The sequence below is a fragment of the Candidatus Pantoea edessiphila genome (assembly GCF_002933345.1).
Classification (GTDB): Bacteria; Pseudomonadota; Gammaproteobacteria; order Enterobacterales; family Enterobacteriaceae; genus Pantoea_C.
Map to the genome: position 1 here is coordinate 82280 of NZ_PDKR01000002.1, position 26953 is coordinate 109232.

Annotated in this window: 20 protein-coding genes; 12 read left to right on the plus strand and 8 right to left on the minus strand. The window is 27.4% G+C overall.

What is annotated here, in order from left to right:
• Positions 1-43: 43 nt before the first annotated feature.
• The 8 genes from apaG to leuA all read right to left on the minus strand — a co-directional run bounded on the left by apaG (position 44) and on the right by leuA (position 8900).
• Positions 44-418: a Co2+/Mg2+ efflux protein ApaG gene (gene apaG / locus CRV09_RS02040; RefSeq protein ID WP_136132473.1), complete on the minus strand. Its 375-nt coding sequence runs from the start codon at positions 416-418 to the stop codon at positions 44-46.
• Complete coding sequence (gene rsmA, locus CRV09_RS02045; RefSeq protein WP_136132474.1) at positions 415-1248, minus strand: 16S rRNA (adenine(1518)-N(6)/adenine(1519)-N(6))-dimethyltransferase RsmA; 834 nt, start codon at positions 1246-1248, stop codon at positions 415-417. The genes apaG and rsmA overlap by 4 nt, the downstream gene beginning before the upstream one ends.
• On the minus strand, positions 1241-2242 hold the full coding sequence (gene pdxA / locus CRV09_RS02050) for a 4-hydroxythreonine-4-phosphate dehydrogenase PdxA (protein WP_136132475.1): 1002 nt from the start codon (positions 2240-2242) through the stop codon (positions 1241-1243). Before pdxA ends, rsmA begins: the two co-directional genes overlap by 8 nt.
• Positions 2226-3518, minus strand: coding sequence for a peptidylprolyl isomerase (locus CRV09_RS02055; RefSeq protein ID WP_136132476.1), 1293 nt, complete (start codon positions 3516-3518; stop codon positions 2226-2228). Before CRV09_RS02055 ends, pdxA begins: the two co-directional genes overlap by 17 nt.
• A gap of 705 nt (positions 3519-4223) precedes the next feature.
• Positions 4224-4829, minus strand: a complete 606-nt coding sequence (leuD, locus tag CRV09_RS02060) for a 3-isopropylmalate dehydratase small subunit (protein ID WP_136132477.1) — start codon at positions 4827-4829, stop codon at positions 4224-4226.
• Between the two features lie 6 nt (positions 4830-4835).
• Positions 4836-6242, minus strand: coding sequence for a 3-isopropylmalate dehydratase large subunit (gene leuC, locus CRV09_RS02065; RefSeq protein WP_136132478.1), 1407 nt, complete (start codon positions 6240-6242; stop codon positions 4836-4838).
• A 12-nt stretch (positions 6243-6254) separates the two neighbouring features.
• Positions 6255-7334 (minus strand): 3-isopropylmalate dehydrogenase, encoded by a 1080-nt coding sequence (gene leuB / locus CRV09_RS02070; RefSeq protein WP_136132479.1) that lies wholly within the window; start codon positions 7332-7334, stop codon positions 6255-6257.
• 18 nt (positions 7335-7352) lie between these two features.
• On the minus strand, positions 7353-8900 hold the full coding sequence (gene leuA, locus CRV09_RS02075; RefSeq protein ID WP_136132480.1) for a 2-isopropylmalate synthase: 1548 nt from the start codon (positions 8898-8900) through the stop codon (positions 7353-7355).
• Between the two features lie 513 nt (positions 8901-9413).
• Between leuA and ilvI the strand changes: the two genes are divergently transcribed.
• The 12 genes from ilvI to secA all read left to right on the plus strand — a co-directional run bounded on the left by ilvI (position 9414) and on the right by secA (position 26933).
• Positions 9414-11135, plus strand: coding sequence for an acetolactate synthase 3 large subunit (gene ilvI, locus CRV09_RS02080; protein WP_136132481.1), 1722 nt, complete (start codon positions 9414-9416; stop codon positions 11133-11135).
• A 3-nt stretch (positions 11136-11138) separates the two neighbouring features.
• Positions 11139-11624, plus strand: a complete 486-nt coding sequence (ilvN, locus tag CRV09_RS02085; RefSeq protein ID WP_136132482.1) for an acetolactate synthase small subunit — start codon at positions 11139-11141, stop codon at positions 11622-11624.
• Positions 11625-11714: 90 nt separating this feature from the next.
• Complete coding sequence (gene rsmH / locus CRV09_RS02090; RefSeq protein WP_136132483.1) at positions 11715-12653, plus strand: 16S rRNA (cytosine(1402)-N(4))-methyltransferase RsmH; 939 nt, start codon at positions 11715-11717, stop codon at positions 12651-12653.
• A 182-nt stretch (positions 12654-12835) separates the two neighbouring features.
• Positions 12836-14323 (plus strand): UDP-N-acetylmuramoyl-L-alanyl-D-glutamate--2,6-diaminopimelate ligase, encoded by a 1488-nt coding sequence (gene murE / locus CRV09_RS02095; RefSeq protein ID WP_136132484.1) that lies wholly within the window; start codon positions 12836-12838, stop codon positions 14321-14323.
• Position 14324: 1 nt separating this feature from the next.
• A complete protein-coding gene (murF, locus tag CRV09_RS02100; RefSeq protein ID WP_136132485.1) occupies positions 14325-15698 on the plus strand; it encodes a UDP-N-acetylmuramoyl-tripeptide--D-alanyl-D-alanine ligase in 1374 nt (457 codons plus the stop codon).
• Positions 15679-16758 carry a phospho-N-acetylmuramoyl-pentapeptide-transferase gene (gene mraY, locus CRV09_RS02105; protein WP_136132486.1) on the plus strand — a complete coding sequence of 360 codons (1080 nt, stop codon included), beginning with the start codon at positions 15679-15681 and terminating at the stop codon, positions 16756-16758. The genes murF and mraY overlap by 20 nt, the downstream gene beginning before the upstream one ends.
• Before the next feature lie 2 nt (positions 16759-16760).
• Positions 16761-18098 (plus strand): UDP-N-acetylmuramoyl-L-alanine--D-glutamate ligase, encoded by a 1338-nt coding sequence (murD, locus tag CRV09_RS02110; protein WP_136132487.1) that lies wholly within the window; start codon positions 16761-16763, stop codon positions 18096-18098.
• Between the two features lie 374 nt (positions 18099-18472).
• Positions 18473-19537 (plus strand): undecaprenyldiphospho-muramoylpentapeptide beta-N-acetylglucosaminyltransferase, encoded by a 1065-nt coding sequence (gene murG / locus CRV09_RS02115; RefSeq protein ID WP_136132488.1) that lies wholly within the window; start codon positions 18473-18475, stop codon positions 19535-19537.
• 51 nt (positions 19538-19588) lie between these two features.
• Positions 19589-21043 carry a UDP-N-acetylmuramate--L-alanine ligase gene (murC, locus tag CRV09_RS02120; protein WP_136132489.1) on the plus strand — a complete coding sequence of 485 codons (1455 nt, stop codon included), beginning with the start codon at positions 19589-19591 and terminating at the stop codon, positions 21041-21043.
• 13 nt (positions 21044-21056) lie between these two features.
• Positions 21057-21983, plus strand: coding sequence for a D-alanine--D-alanine ligase (locus CRV09_RS02125; protein ID WP_136132490.1), 927 nt, complete (start codon positions 21057-21059; stop codon positions 21981-21983).
• A 166-nt stretch (positions 21984-22149) separates the two neighbouring features.
• On the plus strand, positions 22150-23298 hold the full coding sequence (gene ftsZ / locus CRV09_RS02130; protein ID WP_136132491.1) for a cell division protein FtsZ: 1149 nt from the start codon (positions 22150-22152) through the stop codon (positions 23296-23298).
• A gap of 1013 nt (positions 23299-24311) precedes the next feature.
• A complete protein-coding gene (secA, locus tag CRV09_RS02135; protein ID WP_136132492.1) occupies positions 24312-26933 on the plus strand; it encodes a preprotein translocase subunit SecA in 2622 nt (873 codons plus the stop codon).
• Positions 26934-26953 lie beyond the last annotated feature (20 nt).

Genomic DNA, 26953 nt, shown 5'->3' on the forward strand with positions numbered 1-26953 from the left:
AGATCCAATTTTAAATTGTTTCATTAATTAAATAAAGCGAATATCAATGAACATAACTTCTTATAGCAACTCTAAAAATAGGAATTTCTAAATTAAACTTTTCACCTAGTTCATTTGCCATTATATAGTAACCCTGCATTGTACCAATAGGTGTTTCAAGAACTAAACCACTAGTATAACGAAATTCACATCCTGATAGGACACAAGGTTTTATTTCTATACCTTCACCATGAATTTCTACCTCACGACCATCACCATCAGTAATTAACCAGTAGCGCCTAATGAATTTAATTGGAAATTTATTCATATTACGAATTACTATAGTATATGTAAAAACATAATGAGATTGTTCTGGATAAGATTTTGATTCTACATATAAACTTTTAGCATAGACAAATGAGTGAGTTAATTCAATCATTCATTAACCGCTCCTGTGTTCTTTAAATTATTTGATAACCAATTAGCTAAATCACAATATTGTGAAACTGAAATATTTTCAGGTCGTAAAGTAGGATCAATAGATAGCTCTTTAAACACACTTATTGGAATTACTGTATCTAAACTATTAGCCAATATCTTGCGACGTTTACTAAAAGCTATATTAGTAACGTAATTTAATAAATTAATATTATTTACTATTGAATGCGGTCGGTTTTTAAAAGGAACTAAACGAACAAACATAGAATCTACTTTAGGAGTAGGGGTGAAAAATTTAGAATTAACTGCTAATAATGGAATTACTTCACAATGATATTGTGTCATTACACTAAGACGACCATATGTTCTATTTCCTGGACAAGTAGCCATACGATTAACTACTTCTTTTTGTAACATAAAGTGCATATCTTTGATAAAACTAACATAATTAAAAAGATGAAATATTAATTTAGTAGAAATATTATAAGGTAAGTTTCCGAATATACGAAGTAACTTTTTTTCCTTAAAAGAAAATGATTCAAAATCAAATTTCATTGCATCTTGTTTAAAGATAGTTAATTTAGAACTAAATATTGGATTTTGTTTTAATCGTGTTGCAAGGATATCGTCTAATTCAATTACAATTAATTTATCAGTATATTTGCAAATCTGTTCTGTTAGAATACCTAAACCAGGTCCAATTTCTATCAATATTTGATCGTTTTTAGGATTAATAGCAGATACTATTTCATTAATAATAGAATTATTATTCAAAAAATTTTGTCCAAAACGTTTGCGAACACAATGTCCTTTATAAATAAAGTTATTCATTATTTCTATCAATCATATTGATTGCAAGATTAATCGCCATTAAAAAACTTTTTATACTAGCTTTCCCTTTTGCAGCTAATTCAAGAGCTGTACCATGATCTACTGAAGTTCTAATAAAAGGCAACCCTAAAGTTATATTCACTGATTCTTTAAATCCACAAAATTTTAATACTGGTAACCCTTGATCATGATACATAGATAAAATCACGTCAGCTTTTTTCAAAATTTTTTTTTGAAATATGGTATCTGCTGATAATGGTCCGGTTAAATTAATACCTTTTTTTTTAAGATTATTGATAACTGGGGTAATAACTTCAATTTCTTCTCTACCTATATATCCACCATCTCCTGCGTGTGGATTTAATCCACAAACATATATAGATGGTTGTTTTATAAAAAATTTTTTCCTAAGTTCATCATTTAAAATAGCAATAATTTTACTTAACTTATTTTGAGTTATAAAAAATGAAACAGATTTTAATGGTAAATGAGTAGTTGCTAATGCTACACGTAATTTTTTAGTAGCCAACATCATTACTACTATTTCAGTAGCTGTGCGATTAGCTAGAAATTCAGTATGACCAGTAAATGGAATTCCAGCATCATTAATAATTTTTTTGTTTACTGGTCCTGTAACCATTGCATTAAATCTTCCATTTAAGCATTCATCACATGATTTTATTAAAGTTTTTATTACATAATTGCTATTATGTATAGATAGTCTCCCGGGAACAACTGGGCTTGATAACTCAATTGGAATTATTGCTAAATTTCCTGCTTTTTGCTTTTGAGTATAAATATCATGATGGTAATTATATAAATTTAATGGTAAATTGAGTTGAAAAGCACGTTGATATAGCAATTCCGGAGAACTACATACTACTAATTCAATATTAGACCAGTTTCTTTGAGCTAATTGAACTATAATGTCAGGACCGATTCCTGCAGGTTCTCCTGAAGTAATAATTATACGAGGGCTAGTGAGTAGCTTCATTTTTTATTATCTTTATATAAGAGTTAGCTATTCTTTGTTTTATCCAGTATTTAAATTCTTCATTTAATTTAGTATTAATAATATTTATAAGAGCTTCTTTTTTCTGTATTATATCATTTTTGTTCGTTTTATAGGTATTCAATTTTTGAATTATATACCAAATTGAATTTAACTTAACTGGTTGGCTTATTTGGTTATTTTTTAATTTTAATAACATATTATAATTATTTTGCTTAGAATTTTGATTAAATACAATCAATTTTACATAATTTTGATTGATGGAAAATAAATTATTATTAAATTTTGTTGTCATGATTTTAAAATCAATTTTTTTATTATTAAATTCAGATATGATATGCTTTAATGCATTAAATTTTTTTTCATAATCAACTTTTTTATAATATGATTTTAAAGGAAAAAATCTAAGTTTCATTTTACTAAATTTAGTATTTTGATTATTATCATGTATCAGAAACTCATTTATTTTTAAAATATTAAAACCAATTCCAGAATGAATAGGACCTAATATATCACCTTTCTTTGAGTTTATTATTAGTTTATTAAAAACACTAGGGGTGTTTTTAATTTTAGTCCAATCTATGTTTTTTATTTTTAGTAAGTATTTTTTTCTTAATGTATTTAAGTTTTGACCTTTTTTAAGTTTAATAATAATATTTTCAGCTAATTTTTTTTTCTTATATAATTGTTGTTTTGATGGGTTTTCTGATAATGGTAATGTAATTTGACTAAATTTAACCTTACTTTCATTAAGTTTATCTAAAATAACCTGTTTGGCTAATCTGTTTATTTCCTGCGGATAAATAACAATTTTATTAATTAATTCTTTACTACGTATTATAGAAATTATTATTTGTGCAATTATTTGTTCCCGATAGGTCTGATAACTTATACCTTTATTAGTTAGTTGTTTACGAAATTGGTTTATATCAATATTATTCATATCAGATATTTTCTTAATTATAACATCTAATTTTTCGTTAGTTATGTTTAGTCCAATTTGTTCTCCTAATTGGAAAAGTATTTTTTCTATTATTTTTTTTTGCACAGCTTGATCACGTAATTTTTCATCATTTAGTAAATTTATGTCTGTATTATATTGTGCAACTTTTAATGCTTTTACATAATTATTTATTTCACTTTCAAGAATTATATCGTTATTAACGATAACTGCTATCTTATCATTTAATTTAGTTGATGCTAATGCTAAATTAATATTTATTAATAAACCGATAAGTAACATAATTAATTTTTTCATTTTTTGTATCCATTTGTGATTATAATTATATACAATATTATTTTAAATATTTAATATAATTGTAATCATATTGATGAAATGTTTACAGTAAATTACACTCGAATTAAAATTTATCTGACATAATAATATCTTTTTTAGGAAAATATAACTATCGCAATTACTATATGATAGTAATCATTAAAACATATGTCTTAATGATTATTCTCCTTAAATCGAAATAAAATTTACTAATCATGGGTTATATTTATTTGCAGAAATTCAAAGATAATCTGTATCTATACATTAATAAATGATTAATTAATTAAATTAATACAAAAATTAAAATAGAACTTAGACATTATTTGATATTTAATTATATTTCTAATATCAAATCCATTTTAATGTTTTATTTATTTTGATTTTTAAAATAGTAATATTTAATAAATCATGATATATCTAAAATAAATTTATGTTTTTAAATAAACTATCTTTTAAAAATGACAATAATAAATTAGTATTGATAATAATCTAATTTAAGATATTTATTACAATAAATTTATATCAATAGAAATTTAAAATCAATACAAAAATGTAACATATTATATAAAATAAGAACCTTATCTTTATCCCTAAAGATATTTATATATTTTAATAAAAGTAAAACTGTATTATTTATAATTGATATAATACAAAAATAATTAAGTATAATAATACTAATTTATTTGGTTAATCCATAAAGTCAGGGTTATTCTTCTCATAATTTACGATAAATCTTTCATATTGTAAGGTTAATTTAATATTGTCAATACCATTGATAATATATTTAAGATGAGTCTTATTCATCTTAAATAAATATATTTTATTTTCTGTAGTTATACATAATTTCTGAAGATCAACTTTAAATATAACACCAAAATTATTATTAACTAGATAAAACATTTCGTTTATTTCTTTTTTGCTTAATTTTATTAATAAAAGTTGATTATTGATACTATTTTCATAAAAAATATCTGCAAAACTAGGTGCTATAATCACACGAAAACCAAAATCAATTAGAGCCCAAACAGCATGTTCTCTTGATGATCCACAACCGAAATTTTCTCTAGTTAACAATATACTTGAAAATTTATACTCTGGTTTATTTAGAACAAAATTTAAATTTAGTATCTCACCTTCAGTATCATTATACCGCCAATAATGGAATAAATTTTCACCAAAGCCACTACGTGATACTTTATGTAAAAATTGCTTGGGAATAATTGCATCAGTATCTATGTTTGATATATCTAGAGGCGCGACAATTCCAACATGTTGGATGAATTTATTTAACATTTTAACCTAATTTCCTGTTTTCATTTTACGTACATCAACAAAGCGACCAGTTATAGCAGCAGCTGCTGCCATTAAAGGACTAACAAGATGAGTACGACCACCACGACCTTGACGATCTTCAAAATTTCTATTAGTTGTAGAAGCACAACGATCACCCGGATTTAATCGATCATTATTCATTGCTAAACACATTGAACATCCTGGCAAACGCCATTCAAAACCTGCTTCTAAAAAAATTTTATCCAAGCCTTCAGATTCTGCTTGTTTTTTTACTAATCCAGAACCTGGAACTACCATTGCAAAGACACCTGATGCAACTTTTTTACCCTTGACAATCATAGCAGCAGAACGCAAATCTTCGATTCTAGAGTTAGTACAAGATCCAATAAATACCTTGTTAATTTTTATATTTGTTAGTTTTGTTAATGGCTTTAAGTTCATGTAATTCAATGCTTTTTTTGCTGAAGCACGTTCAACTGGATTAGAAAACGAATTAGGATCAGGTATTAATTGATCTATAGGGATCACCTGACTTGGGTTTGTACCCCATGTTACTTGCGGAACTATTTCTGAAACATTAATCTTTAGCACAGAGTCAAAATTAGCGTCATTATCTGATTTCAATGAGTTCCAATAGTTAATTGCTTTTTCCCATATATTACCTTTTGGAGAAAAATTTTTATTTTTTAAATAACTAAATGTAATTGCATCTGGTGCTATTAAACCTGATTTAGCACCCATTTCAATTACCATATTACATAAAGTCATTCGACTTTCCATGCTCATATTATCAATAGCAAGACCACAGAACTCAACTACATAACCGGTGGCTCCATCACTACCAATTTTCCCAATAATTGCAAGAATTATATCTTTTGCAGTTACACCATATGAAATATCACCTATTAATTCAATTTTCATTGTTTTAGCTCTATTTTGTCTTAAAGTTTGTGTAGCTAAAACATGTTCTACTTCCGAAGTCCCGATACCAAATGCAAGAGCACCAAAAGCACCATGAGTTGATGTATGAGAATCACCACATACTATGGTCATTCCTGGTAATGTTATACCTTGTTCTGGACCTATAACATGAATAATTCCTTGAAAGGGGTGATTTATATCATATAATTTAATATTAAATTCATGACAATTATTTATTAATTCTTGCATTTGAATTCTTGATAATTCACCTGATCCCTTAATATCTTTAGTTTTTGTAGAAACATTATGATCCATCGTTGCAAAAGTCTTATTTGGTTTGCGTACTTTTCTTTTATGCATTCTAATTCCATTAAAAGCTTGAGGAGAAGTAACTTCATGAATCAAATGTCTATCTATATATAAAAGAGGTATGTTATTTATTTTTTCAAAAACAATATGTGTATCAAATATCTTTTGATATAATGTTTTCATTACTTTTTTCTCTTAACGTATATAATTAGTAATGATGTTACCCATTTCTTCTGTACTTAATGGATTTAAATCTGATAAATCTTTAGTATAATAACCTGCTCTTAAAACATTATTAACAGCCTTTTCAATGCTGTTAGCTGCTTTATCCAATTTTAAACTGTAGCGTAATAATAAGGATAGAGATAAAATTTGTGCTATCGGATTGGCAACATTACATCCAGCAATATTTGGAGCAGAACCTCCAGCAGGTTCATACAGTCCAAACCCTTTTTCGTTCAGACTAGCAGACGGTAATAAACCTATGGAACCAGATATCATTGCACATTCGTCCGAAATAATATCTCCAAATAGATTAGAACATAGCAATACATCAAATTGTGAAGGATTATTAATTAATTGCATTACAGCATTATCAATATACATATGGTTTAATTCTATATCTGGATATTCCTTAGAAATTTCTAATACTATTTCTCTCCACATGAGAGAAGTGTGTAATACATTAGCTTTATCAATAGATGTTACTTTTTTACGACGCTTACATGCAAATTCAAATGCAGTTCTAGTGATTTTTTCAATTTCATACCGGTAATATAATTCAGTATCAAATGCGTATTCATTCATTTTATTGCCTTTACGTCCTTTAGGTTCAGCGAAATAAATACCACCAGTTAATTCACGAACACATAAAATATCAAAACCTTTTTTTACAATATCAATACGTAAAGGAGAAAGATGTTCTAAACCATTATATAATCTAGATGGACGTAAATTACTAAATAATTTAAAATGCTTGCGTAATTTTAGTAACGCACCTCGTTCTGGTTGGTAATTATGATTTAAATGTTCCCATTTTGGCCCTCCTATAGATCCAAATAATATCGCATTAGATTTTTCGCAACCATCAATTGTTATTTGAGGCAATGGTTCACCATGACGATCTATAGCAATACCTCCTACGTCATATTCTTTTGTACTAATATTAATATCAAAACACTTACAAATCTTATTTAATACTTTCATAGCCTGCGACATGACTTCTGGACCTATGCCATCTCCAGGCAAGACTGCTATGCAAATATTTTTTAACATAATAATATTAATTCCCTTTTAATTTTTAAATTTGCGTTCTAGTTCTTTTTCAACTTGTTTAGAGCGCCAAATATTATTTAAAGCATTAATCATAGCTTTAACAGATGATTCAATTATATCAGTTGCTAATCCTATTCCATGAAATTTACGGTTTTTATAACTTACTAATATATCTACTTGACCTAATGCATCTTCGCCATGACCTTTAGAGGTCAATTTATAATTTAAGAGTTCAGCATTAAACTTACTAATTAAATTTATTGCTTGATACACAGCATCTACTGGGCCATTCCCAGTTGATATTTTAAATTTTTCGTTGACACCACAAATTAAATTTACACACGCTTGTGATTTCATATTGGATCCTGATCTTATACTAAAATAATTTAATTGAAAGTATTCTGGATCTTCATTTCTTTTATTTATAAAAGCTAATGCTTCTAAATCGTAATCAAATACTTGACCTTTTTTATCTGCTAATTTTAAAAAATCATCATATAAAGAATCTATATTATAATCATTTTCTTTATATCCCATTTCTTCCATTCTATATTTTACAGCAGCTCGACCTGAGCGAGATGTAAGGTTTAATTGAATTTTATGTAATCCAATACAATCAGATGTTATAATTTCATAATTCTCTCGATTTTTTAATACTCCATCTTGATGAATACCAGAGGAATGAGAAAAAGCATTAGAACCAACTATTGCCTTATTTAATGGAATTGGCATATTGCATATTTGGCTTATTATTTGACTAGTTCGATAAATTTCTTTCAAATTAATATTTGTATACATATTCAATATGTGTTGACGTGTTTTTATAGCTATAACTATTTCTTCTAATGCACAATTACCAGCACGTTCACCTAAACCATTTAGAGTCCCTTCAAATTGACGTGCTCCAGCTTTTAATGCTTCTATAGTATTTCCTGCTGCCATTCCCAAATCATCATGAGCATGAACAGATAATATTGCCTTATCAATATTTGGAACTAGATTTATTAATTGGCTAATAATATTGGCATATTCACTTGGTGTTGTATAACCAACAGTATCCGGTATGTTAATTGTTGTAGCACCTGATTTAATTGCAATTTCAACTATACGACATAAATCTTCAATTGGCGTACGACCCCCATCTTCGCATGAAAATTCCACATCATTAGTGTATTTGCGAGCATATTTAATCATGTATGAAGCTCTTTCAATCACTTCCGCTAAGGTGCTTCGAAGTTTAGTCTTAATTTGTGTAGGAGAAGTAGAAATAAATATATGGATACGAAATCTTTCAGCAATAGATAAAGATTTGCTAGCAATATCTATATCCTTTTCAATACAACGAGCTAAAGCACAAACACAACTATTTTTAACAGTACTTGCAATGGTTCGAACAGATTCAAAATCACCTGGAGAAGAAACTGGGAAACCAACTTCTATTACGTCAATTTGCATTCTTTCTAATGCCAAGGCAATTTGTAATTTTTCTTTAACATTTAAACTAGCTTGTAATGCTTGTTCACCATCACGTAAAGTAGTGTCAAAAACAATAACTTTATTTTTCATTATTATTTTATCCTTTTATTTTTTTACTTGTTATCTTATGAATTAAAACCCGCGACAAGCACGGGTTTTAAATTTAAAAAAACATTGAATTTATATTCAACTGATTTAGCTTTTAATAAGAAAATAAAAAAGATATTAAAATTAAAATTCTTAACATTAATTAATTCAATATTAAAAATTAAATAAATATTTTTAAGATTATATTGGTTAATAATTGAATGTAAAAAAATTAGAAATGGTAAGTTATTTTTTTGATTTTAGAACGTATGTCTTTATTTTATTTGAAATTAATTAAACAATGTAATACTAAATAATCTTTGTATTTTTTATAATATATATAATAACATTTAAAAAATTCTATTAAAATAATTTTATTATTATATATAAAGTATAAATATTTATTTAAAATAATAAAAAAAAACAGAATATATCTTTTTATATTATATAAATATTATAAAAATCAAATAATATATTAATAATATTAAAATTATTATTAAAGCTTGGAGTCAAAAAATGGAAATGTTGTCAGGAGCTGAAATGGTTATTCGTTCATTAATAGACCAAGGCATAAAACAAATTTTTGGTTACCCAGGTGGGTCAGTATTAGATATTTATGATGCTTTACAAACTGTTGGAGGTATTCATCATATTTTAGTACGTCATGAACAAGGTGCAGTACATATGGCTGATGGTTTGGCACGAGCAACTGGTAAAGTAGGCGTTGTATTAGTAACATCTGGTCCTGGAGCAACAAATTCTATTACTGGTATTGCTACAGCATATATGGATTCCATTCCATTGGTTATATTGTCCGGTCAAGTTTCTTCTTCATTAATTGGCCACGATGCATTTCAGGAATGTGATATGGTTGGAATATCTCGTCCAATTGTTAAACATAGTTTCTTAATAAAATGTACAGAAGATATTCCAATGATTTTTAAAAAAGCTTTTTGGCTAGCATCAACTGGACGTCAAGGACCAGTTGTTATAGACATGCCCAAAGATATATTAGATCCTAATAATAAATTACCTTATAAATGGCCACATTCAATAAACATACGTTCATATAATCCTATTATTCCATTAAATAATGGAAAAATTAGATATGCATTAAAAAAATTTATAAAATCGAAAAAACCTATTATTTATTCTGGAGGCGGAGCAATTAATTCTAATTGTGCAAATGAGTTGTTAAAATTTGCGGAATATTTAAATGTTCCGGTAACTACATCACTTATGGGTTTAGGTTCTTTTCCAGGAACCCATACTCAATTCCTTGGCATGTTAGGTATGCATGGCACTTATGAAGCTAACATGGCTATGCATAATTCTGATTTTATTCTTGCTATTGGAGTTCGTTTTGATGATCGTACTACTAATAATGTAGAAAAATATTGTCCTGAAGCTACCATCATACATATTGACATAGATCCAACTTCAATATCAAAAACTGTGGCTTCAGATATTTCAATATTAGGTAATATAAAAGAAATTTTACAAATTATGTTAGATTACCTTAAGAAGGTTGAATTTAAAAATATTAATTCAATAAAAGATTGGTGGAAACTAATTAATTATTGGCGAGATAAAAAATGTTTATTATTTGATTGCAAAAGTAAAAAAATTAAACCCCAATCAGTAATTGAAACTATTTTTAAATTAACAAAAGGCAATGCTTATATAACTTCAGATGTAGGTCAACACCAAATGTTTACAGCTCTTTATTATCATTTTGATAAACCTCGTCGTTGGATTAATTCTGGAGGTTTAGGAACTATGGGTTTTGGATTGCCCGCAGCATTAGGTGTTAAGGTTGCTTTACCAAAAGAAACTGTTATCTGTATCACTGGGGATGGTAGCATTCAGATGAATATTCAAGAGCTTTCAACTGCATTACAATATCATTTATCGGTATTGATAATAAATTTAAATAATAATTTTTTAGGAATGGTAAAACAATGGCAAGATATGATTTATTCAGGTAGGTATTCTCAATCATATATGCAATCATTACCTGATTTTGTCAATTTAGCAGAATCATACGGTCATATTGGTATTAAAATTAAAAAATATTTTGAATTAGAAAAAAAATTAATATTAGCATTAGATTTTTTATCTAAAGGTCGGTTAGTTTTTGTTGATATAAATGTTGATGAAAACGAACATGTATATCCAATGCAAATTAGAGGTGGTGGTATGAATGAGATGTGGTTAAGCAAAACGGAGAGAACTTGAATTATGCGTCGTGTTTTATCTATTTTAATAGAAAATGAATTTGGTGCATTATCTCGTGTTGTTGGATTATTTTCGCAGCGTGGATATAATATCGAGAGTTTAACTGTAGCTCCTACGGAAGATCCTAGTTTATCACGTATGACTATTCAAACTTTTGGTGATATAAAGGTATTAGAACAAATAGAAAAACAATTACATAAATTAATTGATGTTTTACATGTTATTTCATTAGAACAAGAAAATTGTATTGAACGTGAAATAATGTTAGTAAAAATTAAAGTAAGTAATAATGAACGGAAAGAAATAAAAAAGATAGTAGAAGACTTTTATGGAAAATTTATTGATGTTACTGAAGTTATCTATATAGTACAACTAATAGGAACAGCTAATAAATTAAATGAATTTTTAAAAATTACTAAAAATATAGCTGAAATTGTTGAGATAGTTCGTTCGGGTATTATAGGTATTTTATATTATAATAATATTTAAGTAATCAGATATAAAATTCCATATATATTTAGTAATGAAAAATTATACTTTTATTAAAGTACATTAATTAATGTAGGTCATCAGTTATCAATGCAAAAAATTTTTAATCATAATACTGTCTTATTAAATGAAGCGGTTAATAGTTTAAATATAAAAGAAAATGGTAATTATATAGATGGAACTTTTGGTCGAGGAGGTCATTCGCATTTAATTCTTTCAAAACTTGGAGTTAAAGGAAAATTAATTTCAATAGACAGAGATCCTCAAGCTATTCTAGAAGCTAATAATATAAAAGATTCTCGTTTTACAATTATTCAAGGAAATTTCTCAAAATTAAAAACATATGTATCAAAATTTGATTTAGTAGGTAAAATTGATGGAATTTTACTAGATCTTGGTGTTTCTTCACCACAACTAGATGATAATGAACGTGGGTTTTCTTTTATAAAAGATGGACCTCTAGACATGAGAATGGATCCTAGTTCTAATATTCCAGCATCAGATTGGTTATTAAATGCAAATGAAAAAGAGATAGCCTTTGTATTAAAATCATTTGGAGAAGAGAGGTTTGCAAAACGTATAGCTCGTGCAATTATAAAACACAATCAAAAAAAACCAATAACGAGAACCACAGAACTAGCTGAAGTTATTTCATCAGCAATTCCAATAAAAGTAAAATTTAAACATCCAGCTACACGTAGTTTTCAAGCAATACGTATCTGGATTAATAAAGAACTAGAAGAATTAAAAACTATACTAGAACATTCTATTAGTTTGTTGTCTTGTAAAGGACGTTTATCTATCATTAGTTTTCATTCCTTAGAAGATAGGATAGTGAAACGTTTCATGCGAAATCATAGCAGAAATTTACAAATTCCTTATGGCATGCCAATTCCAGAAGAAAAATTAATTAGATGTAACAATCATAGGCTAAAATTATTAGGAAAATCAGTCCCAAGTTGCTTAGAACTACAAATAAATCCAAGATCACGAAGTTCTATATTACGTGTTGCAGAAAAAATATGTTGATAAATTATTTATTTATTTTAGTAATTTTACAATATATGAAATTATTATATTTTTTTGAAATATTATAATTTTATAAATATTTAAGTATTAATTTATATCGGGGATATTATACAAAATCGTATAATTAAATTATATTTTATAAATCAATTAAATTAAATATTTAATGACAAATGAGATAATCATTGAAAAAAACTAACAATCTTCGTTTCTTACTAAGTCCATGGATTCCTAATGCACCAACATGTTTTTTCAATAATATACAATTGGATAGTCGTCAAGTAATAAAAGGGGATTTATTTGTTGCTATTTTAGGACATTTTAAAGACGGAAGAAATTTTATTTCAGAAGCAATTAGTAACGGTGCTATTGCTGTAATAGCAGAATCTACTGGCAAGTATCCTCATGGACAAATTAGTTCAATATGCGGTATTCCTATTATTTATTTATTAGAACTGAATAAAAAGCTATCAACTTTAGCTAAAATATTTTATAAACATCCAGGTAAAAATCAAACTATTATTGGAGTAACAGGAACAAATGGTAAAACTACTATTACTCAACTATTAGCACAATGGGTAAAATTACTTGGTAAAAATAGTGCAATAATAGGAACTATGGGCTATGGATTGCTTGAAAATTTACAAAAAACAAAAAATACAACAGAGTCTGCAATTGATATGCAAAGAATTTTACATATTTTAGATAATAATAATATAAATACAACAGCAATAGAAATATCTTCACATGCTTTAGTGCAACATCGTGTAGCTGATATAACTTTTTCTGCTGGTGTATTTACTAACTTAAGTCATGATCATCTTGATTATCATAATGAAATGGATATTTATGAATCTGCTAAATGGTCTTTTTTTTCTAAGCATATAGTAAATCAAATTATAATTAATGCTGATGATGCAATTGGTTTTAAATGGTTAACTAAACTTCCAAACGCAGTTTCAGTAAGTTTAGATCAAAAAAATTATGAAATAAATCTTAATAGACGTTGGTTAAAAGCTACAAGATTAGATTTTTTTAGATTAGGAGTAAATATTTATTTTAATTCAAGTTGGGGTTGTGGAAAAATAACTAGTAATTTAATTGGTGATTTTAATATTAGTAATTTACTGCTTGCTTTGACAACTTTATTAACTCTTAATTACTCATTAAGTTCACTATTAGATGTTTCCTCTAAATTACGACCGGTAAGTGGTCGTATGGAATTATTTGTTAAAAAAGGCAAACCCAAAATAATAGTAGATTATGCTCACACTCCCGCAGCACTAAAACAAGCCTTAATAACGGCACGTCAATATTGTAAAGGTAAACTATGGTGTATATTTGGATGTGGTGGTGAACGCGATAGAAATAAAAGACCAATTATGGCATCAATAGCTGAAAAACTTGCTGATATAGTTATCATTACTGAAGATAATCCTCGTAATGAAAGTCAAACTGAGATTAATAACAACATATTAAGTGGTTTTACAGACTTAAATTTTGTTCATGTAATAGATAAAAGAACAAAGGCAATCAATAAATCTATTAAAGAAGCTCAACTTAATGACTTAATTTTAATCGCAGGAAAAGGCCATGAAGACTATCAAATTATTGGTAATAATTATATTCCATATTCAGATTGTGCTATTGTTAAATCTTTACTAGAAATATAATATGATTACATTTTCTTTAAGTGAGTTATCTGAAATAATTAACGGTAAACTTCATGGAAATGATTTATTATTAAATAATATTTCTATAGATTCAAGAAATGTAAAATCAAATACCTTGTTCATTGCTATTATTGGTAAACGTTTTGACGCTCATAATTTCGCTGTTGATGCAGTCAATAATGGTGCAAAAGCTTTATTAATTAGTAGATATCTTCCTATATCTGTTCCTCAAATAATAGTGCAAGATACTAGTTTAGCTTTAGGTGCATTATCATCTTGGGTAAGAAAACAAGTCAGTGCACGTGTTGTTGCGTTGACTGGATCTTCAGGAAAAACTTCTGTTAAAGAAATTACTGCTTCTATCTTTAGGGAGTGTGGAAAGACTTTATGCAATAAAAACAATTTAAATAATAAACTTGGAGTTCCTATCACATTATCAGAACTTACAAAAGAACACAAATATGTAGTTATTGAAATAGGAGCAAGCAATTTAGGTGAAATTGATTATATGACTAAGTTGATAAGTCCTGAAAATGCATTAGTAAATAATATTTCATTAGCTCATCTTGAAGGTTTTGGATCTTTAAGTAACATTGCAAAAGCAAAAGGTGAGATTTTTAATAATTTGCCACCTAAAGGAATTGCTATTATTAATGCTGATAGCAATGATTGGTTAAATTGGAAAAATCATTTAAATGAAAGAACAGTATGGAGTTTTTCTCTCAAAAATAACAATAGTAATTTTTTTGCTTATAATATAAAAATAAACCAAACTAATACTAGTTTTTTTATGCAAACACCTTATGGTATAATCCAATCGTTTATTAAATTAACAGGAAAACATAATATTTATAATGCATTAGCTGCTGCAGCATTATCACTTTCTGTAGGAATTCCATTGAAGGCTGTTAATAATGGTCTAAGTAAGTTTCATGCTCTTCCTGGAAGATTATTTCCTATTTACTTATCAAAACATCAAATAGTGTTAGATGACAGTTATAATGCTAATGTGGCTTCAATGGAAGCTGCAATAGAAGTATTATCATTGATGCCTGGTTATCGTGTAATGGTCGTTGCTGATATGGCCGAATTAGGTAAAGACAGCAAACAACTTCATCGTGAATTGGGAATTTATATAAGAAATAAAGCCATAGATCTAGTCATTAGTATAGGAAATCTAAGTTTTTTAGTTGGTAAGTATAGCAAAAAAGGTGAGCATTTTAAAAACAAAAACTTATTAATTAAACGATTAGAATTATTATTACTTGAGCATACAAAAATAACTATATTAATTAAGGGTTCAAGAAGCTCAGCTATGGAAAAAGTAGTTGAAGGTTTATTACAGAACAAAAAATATGATTGTTTTTCTATTTAACTACATAAATAAATATTACTCTGGTTTAGATATTCTTTCATATTTAATATTTAGAGCCGTTAATAGTTTATTAACTGCTTTGTTTATTTCACTTTATATGGGACAAAATTTAATTATTTGGTTAAAAAAATTACGAATTAATCAAATGGTACGTGATGATGGTCCCAAATCCCATTTTAACAAGCATGGTACGCCAACAATGGGTGGCCTTATGATTATAACTGCAGTTATAATCTCAGTATTGATGTGGTCATGTTTATCTAACATTTATATTTGGTATTTGCTTATAATATTTATTGGTTTTGGCATTATTGGTTTTGTAGATGATTATCTTAAGGTAATTCACGGAAATTCAAGAGGTTTATTAGCTAGATGGAAATATTTTTGGATGTCTATTATTTCAATAATTATTGTACTTCTATTATATTTTGCTGGTAAAAATACTCCTTTAACTCAATTAGTAATCCCTTTTTTTCGTTATATGCCACAATTAGGAATACTATATGTAGGGTTAGCTTATATTGTTATAGTTGGAACAGGTAATGCAGTCAACTTAACTGATGGTTTAGATGGTTTAGTAATTGTTCCAACTATCTTTATATCAGCAGGTTTTGCTATAGTATCTTTGTTAACAAGTAACGCAATATTCGCTCATTGTTTACATCTTCCTTATATAGAAAATACTAATGAGTTAGTAACTTTTTGTACCGCAATTATTGGTTCGAGTGTTGGGTTTTTGTATTTTAATATTTATCCAGCAAAAGTTTTTATGGGTGATGTTGGTTCTTTGGCAATTGGTGGAGCGCTGGGTACTATCGCAGTTTTATTACGTCAAGAACTATTATTATTTATAATGGGAGGCATATTTGTAATTGAAGCATGTTCAGTTATCTTACAAGTAAGTTCATTTAAATTATTGGGTTATAGAGTTTTTCTTATGACTCCTATTCACCATCACTATGAATTAAAAGGATGGCCGGAACCCCTTATTATTTTATCTTTTTGGATTATTTCTTTAATATTATTTTTATTGGGTATAGTTACACTAAAGATGCGTTAATTATGGTTGATTATAAAGATAAAAAAGTTGTTATAGTTGGATTAGGTATAACTGGACTTTCATGTATTGATTTTTTCTTAACAAAAGGAGTTATACCTCGTGTAATTGATACTAATATATCTCCTCATAAATTCAAAATGGTACCTAAATATATTGAATCACATTTGGGAGGATTTAATACTGATTGGTTATTAAAAGCTGATTTGATAGTTATTAGTCCAGGAGTAAGTTTAGCGCATCCAGATTTACAACAAGCAATTTATAAAGGGATAGATATTGTTGGTGATATAGAATTATTCTGTCGGGAATTAAATGTTCCTATAATAGCAATTACAGGATCAAACGGTAAAAGCACTGTTACTGCTTTAGTAAAGGAAATGGCAAAAAAATCAGGTTATGAAGTAGGTGTAGGAGGTAATATTGGTTTTCCTGTACTTAAATTATTAAAAATGCCTATAAAGCAATTATATATTTTAGAAATATCTAGTTTTCAATTAGAAGTTACTAATAGTTTGCAGGCTAGTGTAGCTACTGTATTAAATATATCAGAGGATCATTTAAATCGATATCCATTAGGACTAAAACAATATCAAGATACCAAGATGCGTATTTATAAAAATGCTTTATCTTGTGTAATTAATAAAGATGATTTATTGACCGTTCCTATACTTAGTAAGACTCAAAATTTTATTAGTTTTGGTGTTAAAAAAGGTGATTATCATCTTATTAATAAAAATGGGAAGGTATGGATAAAAAGTATGTTTTATGATGATATCTTTAATACTGAAGAAATGAAAATATTAGGACAACACAATCATATTAATGCATTATCAGCGTTAGCTTTAGCAGGTTCAATCGGATTTCCATATAATTCTAGTTTATCGGCATTAGTTTCTTTTATAGGTTTAAAACATCGTTTTCAGTTGATATGCAAACATAATAACATTAGTTGGATTAATGATTCTAAAGCAACTAATATTAAAAGTACTGAAGCTGCGTTATGCAGTCTAAAATTAGATTATTACAGATTTACATTATGGCTACTACTTGGTGGCGATAGTAAAAATGCTGATTTTTCTTTATTAATGCCCTATATATTTAACAGAAATATTAAAATTTTTTGTTTTGGTCGAGATGGTAATAAGATAGCTAATCTATATCCTAATATATCAACACTTACTGAAACAATGCAACAGGCAGTAAAACAAATAACCATTTTAGCTAGACCTGGTGATGTAGTACTTTTATCGCCTGCATGTGCTAGTTTTGATCAGTTTGATAATTTTGAGCACCGTGGTGATACGTTTATTAAATTAGTAAAAAAAATAGTCAATAATTAGATTATTTTATCTAACGAAAATTATATAAATAATAAATAAGTTATTTATTTTATGGATACAAGAATATATTTCTCATACATTATTAATTACACAATTATATTTTAGTACTACAATTATAATGTTTGATAACATATTAATAATTTAAATTAATAGATTGATGTTAATCAATATATTATTTAAAATATACATGTAAAGTAACTTTATCATGTTTATTGAAACATATTCTATGAAATAGATATTAAATAATTTTACTAAATTAATCTTAATTTAGTATAAATAAGATCATATATGATATGAGTTCCGAATAATTTAATAGTCAATTAAAAATATTTTTAAATAGCAAAAAAGACTAAATAATTATTTGAGGTTAATAAATGAATAAAAAGTTAATGATTATAGCAGGAGGTACTGGAGGACATATTTTTCCAGGATTAGCTATTGCTGATTATATGATAAAAAAATTAAGTTGGAATGTATGTTGGCTAGGAACTGCTAACAATATGGAAAGTAATATAGTTCCTCAATATGATATTAAAATCTATTTTATTAAAATAAATGCGCTACGTGGAAAAGGAATCACAACCCAATTATTAGCTCCTATATCTATTTTAAATGCATTTCTTCAGTCAAGAAAAATTCTTAAACTATATAAACCTGATGTGGTCATAGGTATGGGTGGTTACGTTTCAGGTCCTGGTTCATTAGCTGCTTGGAGTTATGGTATTCCTTTATTATTGCATGAACAAAATAGTATTGCTGGTTTGACTAATAAGTGGTTATCAAAAATTGCTACTAAAGTATTACAAGGTTTTCCTGGTGCTTTTCCTAATACAAATGTAGTTGGCAACCCTATCCGTAAAGATATATCGAAAGTAGCTTTACCAACTGAACGTTTTATAGGCCGTACTGGTCCTTTAAGGGTTTTGGTAATAGGTGGTAGTCAGGGAGCAGAAATTATCAATAATATTTTACCAAAAGTCGCATTTTATCTAAATAAAAAAATTATTGTATGGCATCAAACTGGAAAAAATAAACAACAAGAAGTTAAAAAATCTTATTTTAATTCAGGTCAAAATCAACATATTATAACTGAATTCATAAATGATATTTTCTTTGCTTATTCATGGGCAGATATAATTATTTGTAGATCAGGTGCCCTAACAGTTAGCGAAATTTCAGCTGTAGGATTAGCAGCTATTTTTATACCATTCCAACATAAAGATCGTCAACAATATTTGAATGCTTTACATCTTGTACGAATAGGTGCTGCTAAAATATTTGAACCTAAAGAATTTACTGTTGCAAATATAGTAAAAATACTTCTTTTTTGGGATAGATCAATCTTGCTTGAAATGGCTAAAAAAGCAAGACGGTTGGCAAATTGCAAAGCAACTGAACGTATATCTAAAGAAATAGTTGATATTGTATCTAATAAATAAAATTTATTTTCTTTTATTATTTAATTTAAAGCAAAAAGATTATTTATAAGAATGGATAAAATAAAATTATTAAAAGTAAATTATACTATACCCAAAATGAACCAAATTAGACACATTCACTTAATAGGTATTGGTGGTTGTGGTATGGGTGGAATAGCTGAAATATTAATTAATTTAGGATATTATGTTAGTGGATCTGATATTGTTTCTAACTTAATTACTCAAAATCTATCTCAATTAGGTGCAAAGATTTATCTTAATCACTATCCTGAAAATATAAACAATGCTAATGTTATAGTTGTTTCCAGTGCTATATCACATAATAATTCAGAGTTAATATCTGCAAGAAAAAAAAATATTCCTATAATAAATCGAGCTGAAATGTTAGCCGAATTAATGCGTTTTCGTTATGGAATAGCCATTTCTGGTACTCATGGCAAAACTACTACTACTGCTATCTTATCAACTATATATATTAACAGTGGTTTAGATCCAACATTCATAAATGCTGAAATAGTAAATATAAAAGGTACTCAAGCACATTTAGGTAGTAGTAATTATTTTATTACCGAAGCAGATGAAAGCGATGCATCATTTTTATATCTAAAACCAATAGTTGCTATTATAACAAATATTGAGTGTGACCATATGGATACATACAAGGGCAAGCTTGAGAATCTTAAGAAAACTTTTATCAATTTCTTACATAATTTACCTTTTTATGGCTATACAGTTATCTGTATAGACGATATGGTTATTCGTAATTTGATACCTTATATAAATCGAAAAATTATTACATATGGTTTTAGCGAAGATGCTGATTTAATAATTAAAAACTATGTACAACATGGTCATAAAAGCTATTTTAAGTTAAAAATAAAAAATTATTTATGTTTAAAAATAGTGTTAAATATTCCAGGACATCATAATGCACTAAATGCTGCAGCTGCTATAGCAGTAGCTTATGAAGAAGGAATTAATGAAGAACATATTGTTAATTCTTTAAAAAGCTTTAAAGGAACTAAAAGACGTTTTGAAATTTTAGGTAAATTTCCAACACAACCTATAAATGGTAATATTGGAAACGCTATACTAATAGATGATTATGGTCATCATCCTACTGAAATTGATGTAACAATTAAATCTATTAGATCAGGTTGGCCGAAAAGAAAATTAATAATGCTTTTTCAACCACATAGATATACGCGTACTCGTGATATGTTGAATGATTTTGCTTATGTATTATCAAAAGTGGATATATTATTAATGTTAGATGTTTATTCAGCAGGAGAAATGATAATTTCTGGCGCTGACAGTGATTCACTTTGCAATATAATTCGTAGTTATGGGAAAAGAAATCCAATTTTAATAAAAGAACATAATTTGATATCAAAAACTATAGCATCATTCATTTCTGGTAATGATGTGATTTTAACTCAAGGAGCTGGCAATATTGGTAATATTGCTATCAATCTTGCTAATTTTAAGTTAATACCAACAGATTAAATAAAAAAATATTATGAATAATAACAAAAAAATAGCAATATTAATGGGAGGTAATTCATCAGAACGTGAAATTTCTTTAATGTCAGGAAATGCAATTTTAGCTAGTCTACATAAAGAAAATAAAAATGCTTTCGCTATTGATACAAAAAAATATTCTATATTAGATCTTAAACGAGAAGGATTTAATCAAGTATTTATTGCATTACATGGTCGTGGTGGTGAAGACGGTACAGTACAAGCAATTTTAGATTTTTTAAATCTACCATATACTGGAAGTGGAGTTATGGCCTCATCTATTTCTATAGATAAAATTAGAACTAAATTAATATGGAAAGGGTATGGATTAAAGTCCAGTAATTTTATCTGGTTAACATATGATCAAGTATCAGATGAATTAAATAAAAAAATTAAGCATGCTATTTCAATTTTAGGTTTACCTCTGTTAGTTAAGCCAAATCGAGAGGGATCTAGCATAGGTATCAGTAAAGTAAATACAATAAATGAGTTACCAAAAGCGTTAGAAATTGCGTTTAATTACGATAAGGATATAATAATTGAACAATTTATAGTTGGAGAAGAATATTCTGTCGGTATTTTAGGAGATAAAATTTTACCTTTAATACAAATAAAAACTAGTAGTAATTTTTATAATTATCAGGATAAGTATTTTTCTAATAATACTCAATATTGTTTTTCTAATAAACTAAGTAATAAACAAAAAATAAACTTACAGAAGTTAGTATTATCGGCTTGGCATGTTTTAGGATGTAAAGGTTGCGGTCGTATAGATGTGATGACAGATATTAATGGAGAATTTTATTTACTAGAAGTCAACACTTCCCCTGGTATGACTGATCATAGCTTAATTCCTTTGGCTGCCGAACAAGCAGGAATATCGTTTTCAAAATTAGTTATTAAGATTTTGGAATTAGCTAATTAATGTAACGAATATCAGTAATTAAGTATTGTAATTTCATATTTTAATATTACAAATATTAACATGGTTGATTTTATTTTAATTAAATTACATCTTTATTTTTATAAAAAATTTAAATTTTTATAAGTAATTTTACTTAATAAGAAATAGATCCATTCAGGAGAAAACAATGTTAGAATCTATTGAATTAAATAACGATGCAATAATAAAAGTTATAGGTGTAGGTGGTGGTGGTGGCAATGCTGTAGAACATATGGTACGTGAACGCATTGAAGGAGTAGAATTTTTTATTATAAACACTGATGCACAAGCATTAAGAAAAGCAGCAGTGGGGAAAACTATACAGATTGGGAATAAAATTACAAAAGGCTTAGGGGCTGGTGCAAATCCAGAAATAGGTCGTAATGCAGCTGAAGAAGATCGTGATTCACTAAGATCATCTTTAGAAGGTGCAGATATGATATTTATTACAGCTGGAATGGGTGGTGGTACTGGAACAGGTGCTGCACCTGTAGTAGCAGAATTAGCGAAAGACTTAGGAATTTTAACTGTATCAGTTGTTACTAAGCCATTTAATTTTGAAGGTAAAAAACGCATGTCTTTTGCTGAAAAGGGTATAGCAGAGTTATCTAAGTATGTTGATTCTTTAATCATAATTCCTAATGATAAATTACTAAAAGTGTTAGGTCGCGGTATTTCATTACTAGATGCATTTGGTGCAGCTAATGATGTACTTAAGGGTGCAGTTCAAGGTATAGCGGAACTTATTACTCGTCCTGGTTTAATTAATGTTGATTTCGCTGATGTACGTACTGTGATGTCAGAAATGGGATACGCAATGATGGGTTCTGGCATAGCTTGTGGAGAAGACCGAGCTGAAGATGCTGCTGAAATAGCTATTTCCAGTCCGTTACTAGAAGATATTGATTTATCTGGTGCACGAGGAGTGTTGGTTAATATTACTGCCGGATTTGATTTGCGTTTAGATGAATTTGAAACTGTTGGCAATACTATTCGTGCTTTTGCTTCTGATAATGCAACTGTTGTTATTGGGACTTCCTTAGATGCAGAAATGAATGATGAATTACGTGTTACTGTGGTTGCCACAGGTATTGGAAATGATAAAAATCAAGATGTTAAAGTATTGTCTAATAAATCATCAAATCAACCAATTATAGATTGTCGTTATCAACAAAATGAAATTTCATTAATGCAAAAAGAACAAAAATCTGCTAAGTTATTTAATCAAATACAAAAAATAAATAAGGAACCTGATTATTTAGATATTCCAGCTTTTTTACGCAAACAGGCTGATTAAATAAAAATTATCTTGAATAATCAATATCTAATATTTATTACAATAATAATATTAAATAATACTAAATATTATTAAAAAATAGTTACAATAAATGAGTATATTAAAATTTAATTTTGCTTAAAATAGTCTTAATCATATATTTTACTGTAGTTAATCATGAATATTATGTCGTTTTTTTAAATTAAGATAAAACATATGAATAATAATTACTTTGAAATCCAATAAAAAGCTATATATTAATTTATACAATTTAATTACTGAACTTAGTAATTATTAATTTAATTAATGCATATCTTATTTACTAAATAACGTGATTAGATACTAAATATTAGAATTTTTATTTATAACTTAATAAGTGATTATGAAACAAGTATTAAAGATAATTATTTTAAGGTATTTTAATATTTAATAAATATTATATGTTATTTAGTATTTTACTGATAAAAACATTAAAAAACAAATTTAATAATCACATAATTTACAAACGTTTTATTATGCAATAATTTTATTAAATTAAATAAAAATATTTTTAGAAATAAGTTTTTTAGTAATACCGAACTTTATTATATGTTTTTATTAGTTTATTGAAATTATTTTCCTTATTTGTGGATATTATTTATTTTTAATAAATTTCCTAGAATAAAAAATTATCTAAGAATCATGGGATATAAATTGATTTTTATAAAACAGTTAATTAAATTTGTTGATCTATCTTTTTTAGTAATTAGAATTAAGTAATTTGAATAATATATGTATTAAATAGAATTTTATTAAAGATATTTAACTGATTTTTATTTTGTGCTTAGTAAAATTAATTAACTTCATGTTTAATAATAACCATTAATTATGGTTAGATTTTAATAATTTATTAAATTGATTAATTTACTATATATTATGGCATAAAATGATATTTAACTAATTTAATAATGTTTATTTTAGCTATTTTATATAATTTTAATCTTATGATTATTACTATAATTATCAAAGATTAAATTAAATATGAGAATAAATTTATGAATTTAATAAAATGGGTAACTAAATTTTTCATTAATAATAATGATCGCGTTCTTCTCCAATTACATAAAATAGTAGAAAATATTAACAGATTAGAACCTGAATTTGAAAAATTATCTAATGATGATCTTAAAAATAAAACGGAAATTTTCCGAGCAAGATTAAAAGAAGGAGAAAAACTAGACAATTTAATTCCAGAAGCATTTGCAACAGTACGAGAAGCTAGTAAACGAATATTTGGGATGCGTCAATTTGATGTACAAATCATTGGCGGTCTAGTATTAAACAACTGTTGTATTGCTGAAATGCGCACTGGAGAAGGTAAAACATTAACAGCAACTTTACCTGCCTATTTAAATGCTTTGACAGGATTAGGAGTTCATATAGTCACTGTTAATGATTATTTAGCTAGAAGAGATGCAGATAATAATACTCCCTTATTTGAATTTTTAGGGTTAACTGTTGGTGTTAATTTACCAGGAATGTCTATACCGAATAAAAAATTAGCTTATGCTGCTGATATCACTTATGGTACAAATAATGAATATGGATTTGATTACTTACGTGATAACATGGCAATTCTCCCAGAAGAACGGGTACAAAGAAAATTAAATTATGCAATCGTTGATGAAGTTGATTCTATTTTAATTGATGAAGCACGTACACCTTTAATTATTTCAGGTCCTTCAGAAAATAGCTCTGACTTATACATTAAAATCAATAAAATAGTGCCCTATTTAATACGTCAAGACAAAGAAGATTCAGATACCTTTCAAGGAGAAGGTGATTTTTGGATCGATGAAAAAATGAAGCAAGTGCACATATCTGAACGCGGTTTGATTAAAATAGAAGAACTATTATTTAATAAAAATATTATAAAGCCTGGAGAATCACTTTATTCTTCAACTAATATAATACTAATGCATCATGTGAATGTTGCTTTACGCGCCCATATATTATTTATTAAAGATGTTGATTACATTGTAAGGAATGATGAAGTACTCATTGTCGACGAACATACTGGTCGTATTATGCAAGGTCGTCGTTGGTCTGATGGTCTGCATCAAGCTATAGAAGCAAAAGAAAATGTTACAATACAAAATGAAAATCGTACTTTAGCATCAATTACTTTCCAAAATTACTTTCGTATTTATGATAAATTAGCTGGTATGACTGGTACTGCCGAAACAGAATCATTTGAATTTAATTCTATATATAGGCTAAATACAGTGGTAATTCCAACTAATCGACCAATGATACGACAAGACCTACCTGATCTAATTTATATAAGTGAGAAAGAAAAGATAAATGCTATTATTGAGGATATTCGTAAATGTATAGAACGTAAACAACCGGTGTTAGTAGGTACTATCTCAATTGAAAAATCTGAAATAATATCAAACAAATTAAGAAAAGCTGGTATTAAACATAGTGTACTTAATGCTAAATTTCATGCACACGAAGCAGATATTATTGCACAAGCCGGTAGACCTGGAACAGTAACTATAGCTACTAATATGGCTGGTCGTGGTACTGATATTGTACTAGGTGGTAATTGGCGTACAGAAATATCTAAAACAAAGGAATTTTCTAAAAACAAAGTTGAAGAAATAAAATCATCTTGGAAAACACGTCATGATTATGTTATATCTTCTGGAGGGTTACATGTTATAGGGACTGAACGTCATGAATCTCGTCGTATAGACAATCAATTACGTGGGCGTGCTGGTCGTCAAGGGGATGCTGGATCTTCTCGTTTTTATCTATCAATGGAAGATACACTAATGCGAATTTTTGCATCAGATCGCATTTCTATAATAATGCGTAAATTAGGAATACAAAAAGGAGAAGCAATTGAGCATCCATGGATTACAAAAGCAATTGCAAACGCTCAACGTAAAGTTGAAAATCGTAATTTTGATATTCGTAAACAGCTACTTGAATATGATGATGTAACAAATGAACAAAGATGTGTTTTTTATGAACAACGTAATAATATTCTAGATGTTTGTGATATAAGTAAAACCATTAAAAACATCCATACAGACGTTTATAAAACAATAGTTAAAGACTATATAATTACACAACTAGAAGATAGTTGGGATATTTCTATATTAGATGAGCTTTTAGTTAGTGATTTTGATTTATATATTAACCTTACAGAATGGTTTAATAAAAACAAAAAACTAAAAATGGAAGAAAGTATCTTATTTAATTATATTAATACAAAAGCAGAAGAACATTATAAGAAAAAAGAAGAAGAAATAGGCCTAGTGATGATGCGTAACACAGAAAAAAAAATAATGTTACATACTTTAGATTCAATGTGGAAAGATCATTTGGCAGCTATGGATTACCTACGTCAAGGAATTCATCTTAGAGGATATGCACAGAAAGATCCTAAACAAGAATATAAACGTGAGTCTTTCTTAATGTTTACTTCAATGCTAGAAAATATAAAATATGAAGTAATTAGTAAATTAAGCAAGTTTAAATTGTCATTAGATGAAGAAAATCTTTCAATAAAAGACATTGATATTAATTATAAAATCGGACGTAATGACCCTTGTCCGTGTAATTCTGGTAAAAAATACAAACGTTGTCATGGTGCTTTAATTTAAAAATTTTTGCAATTAATACT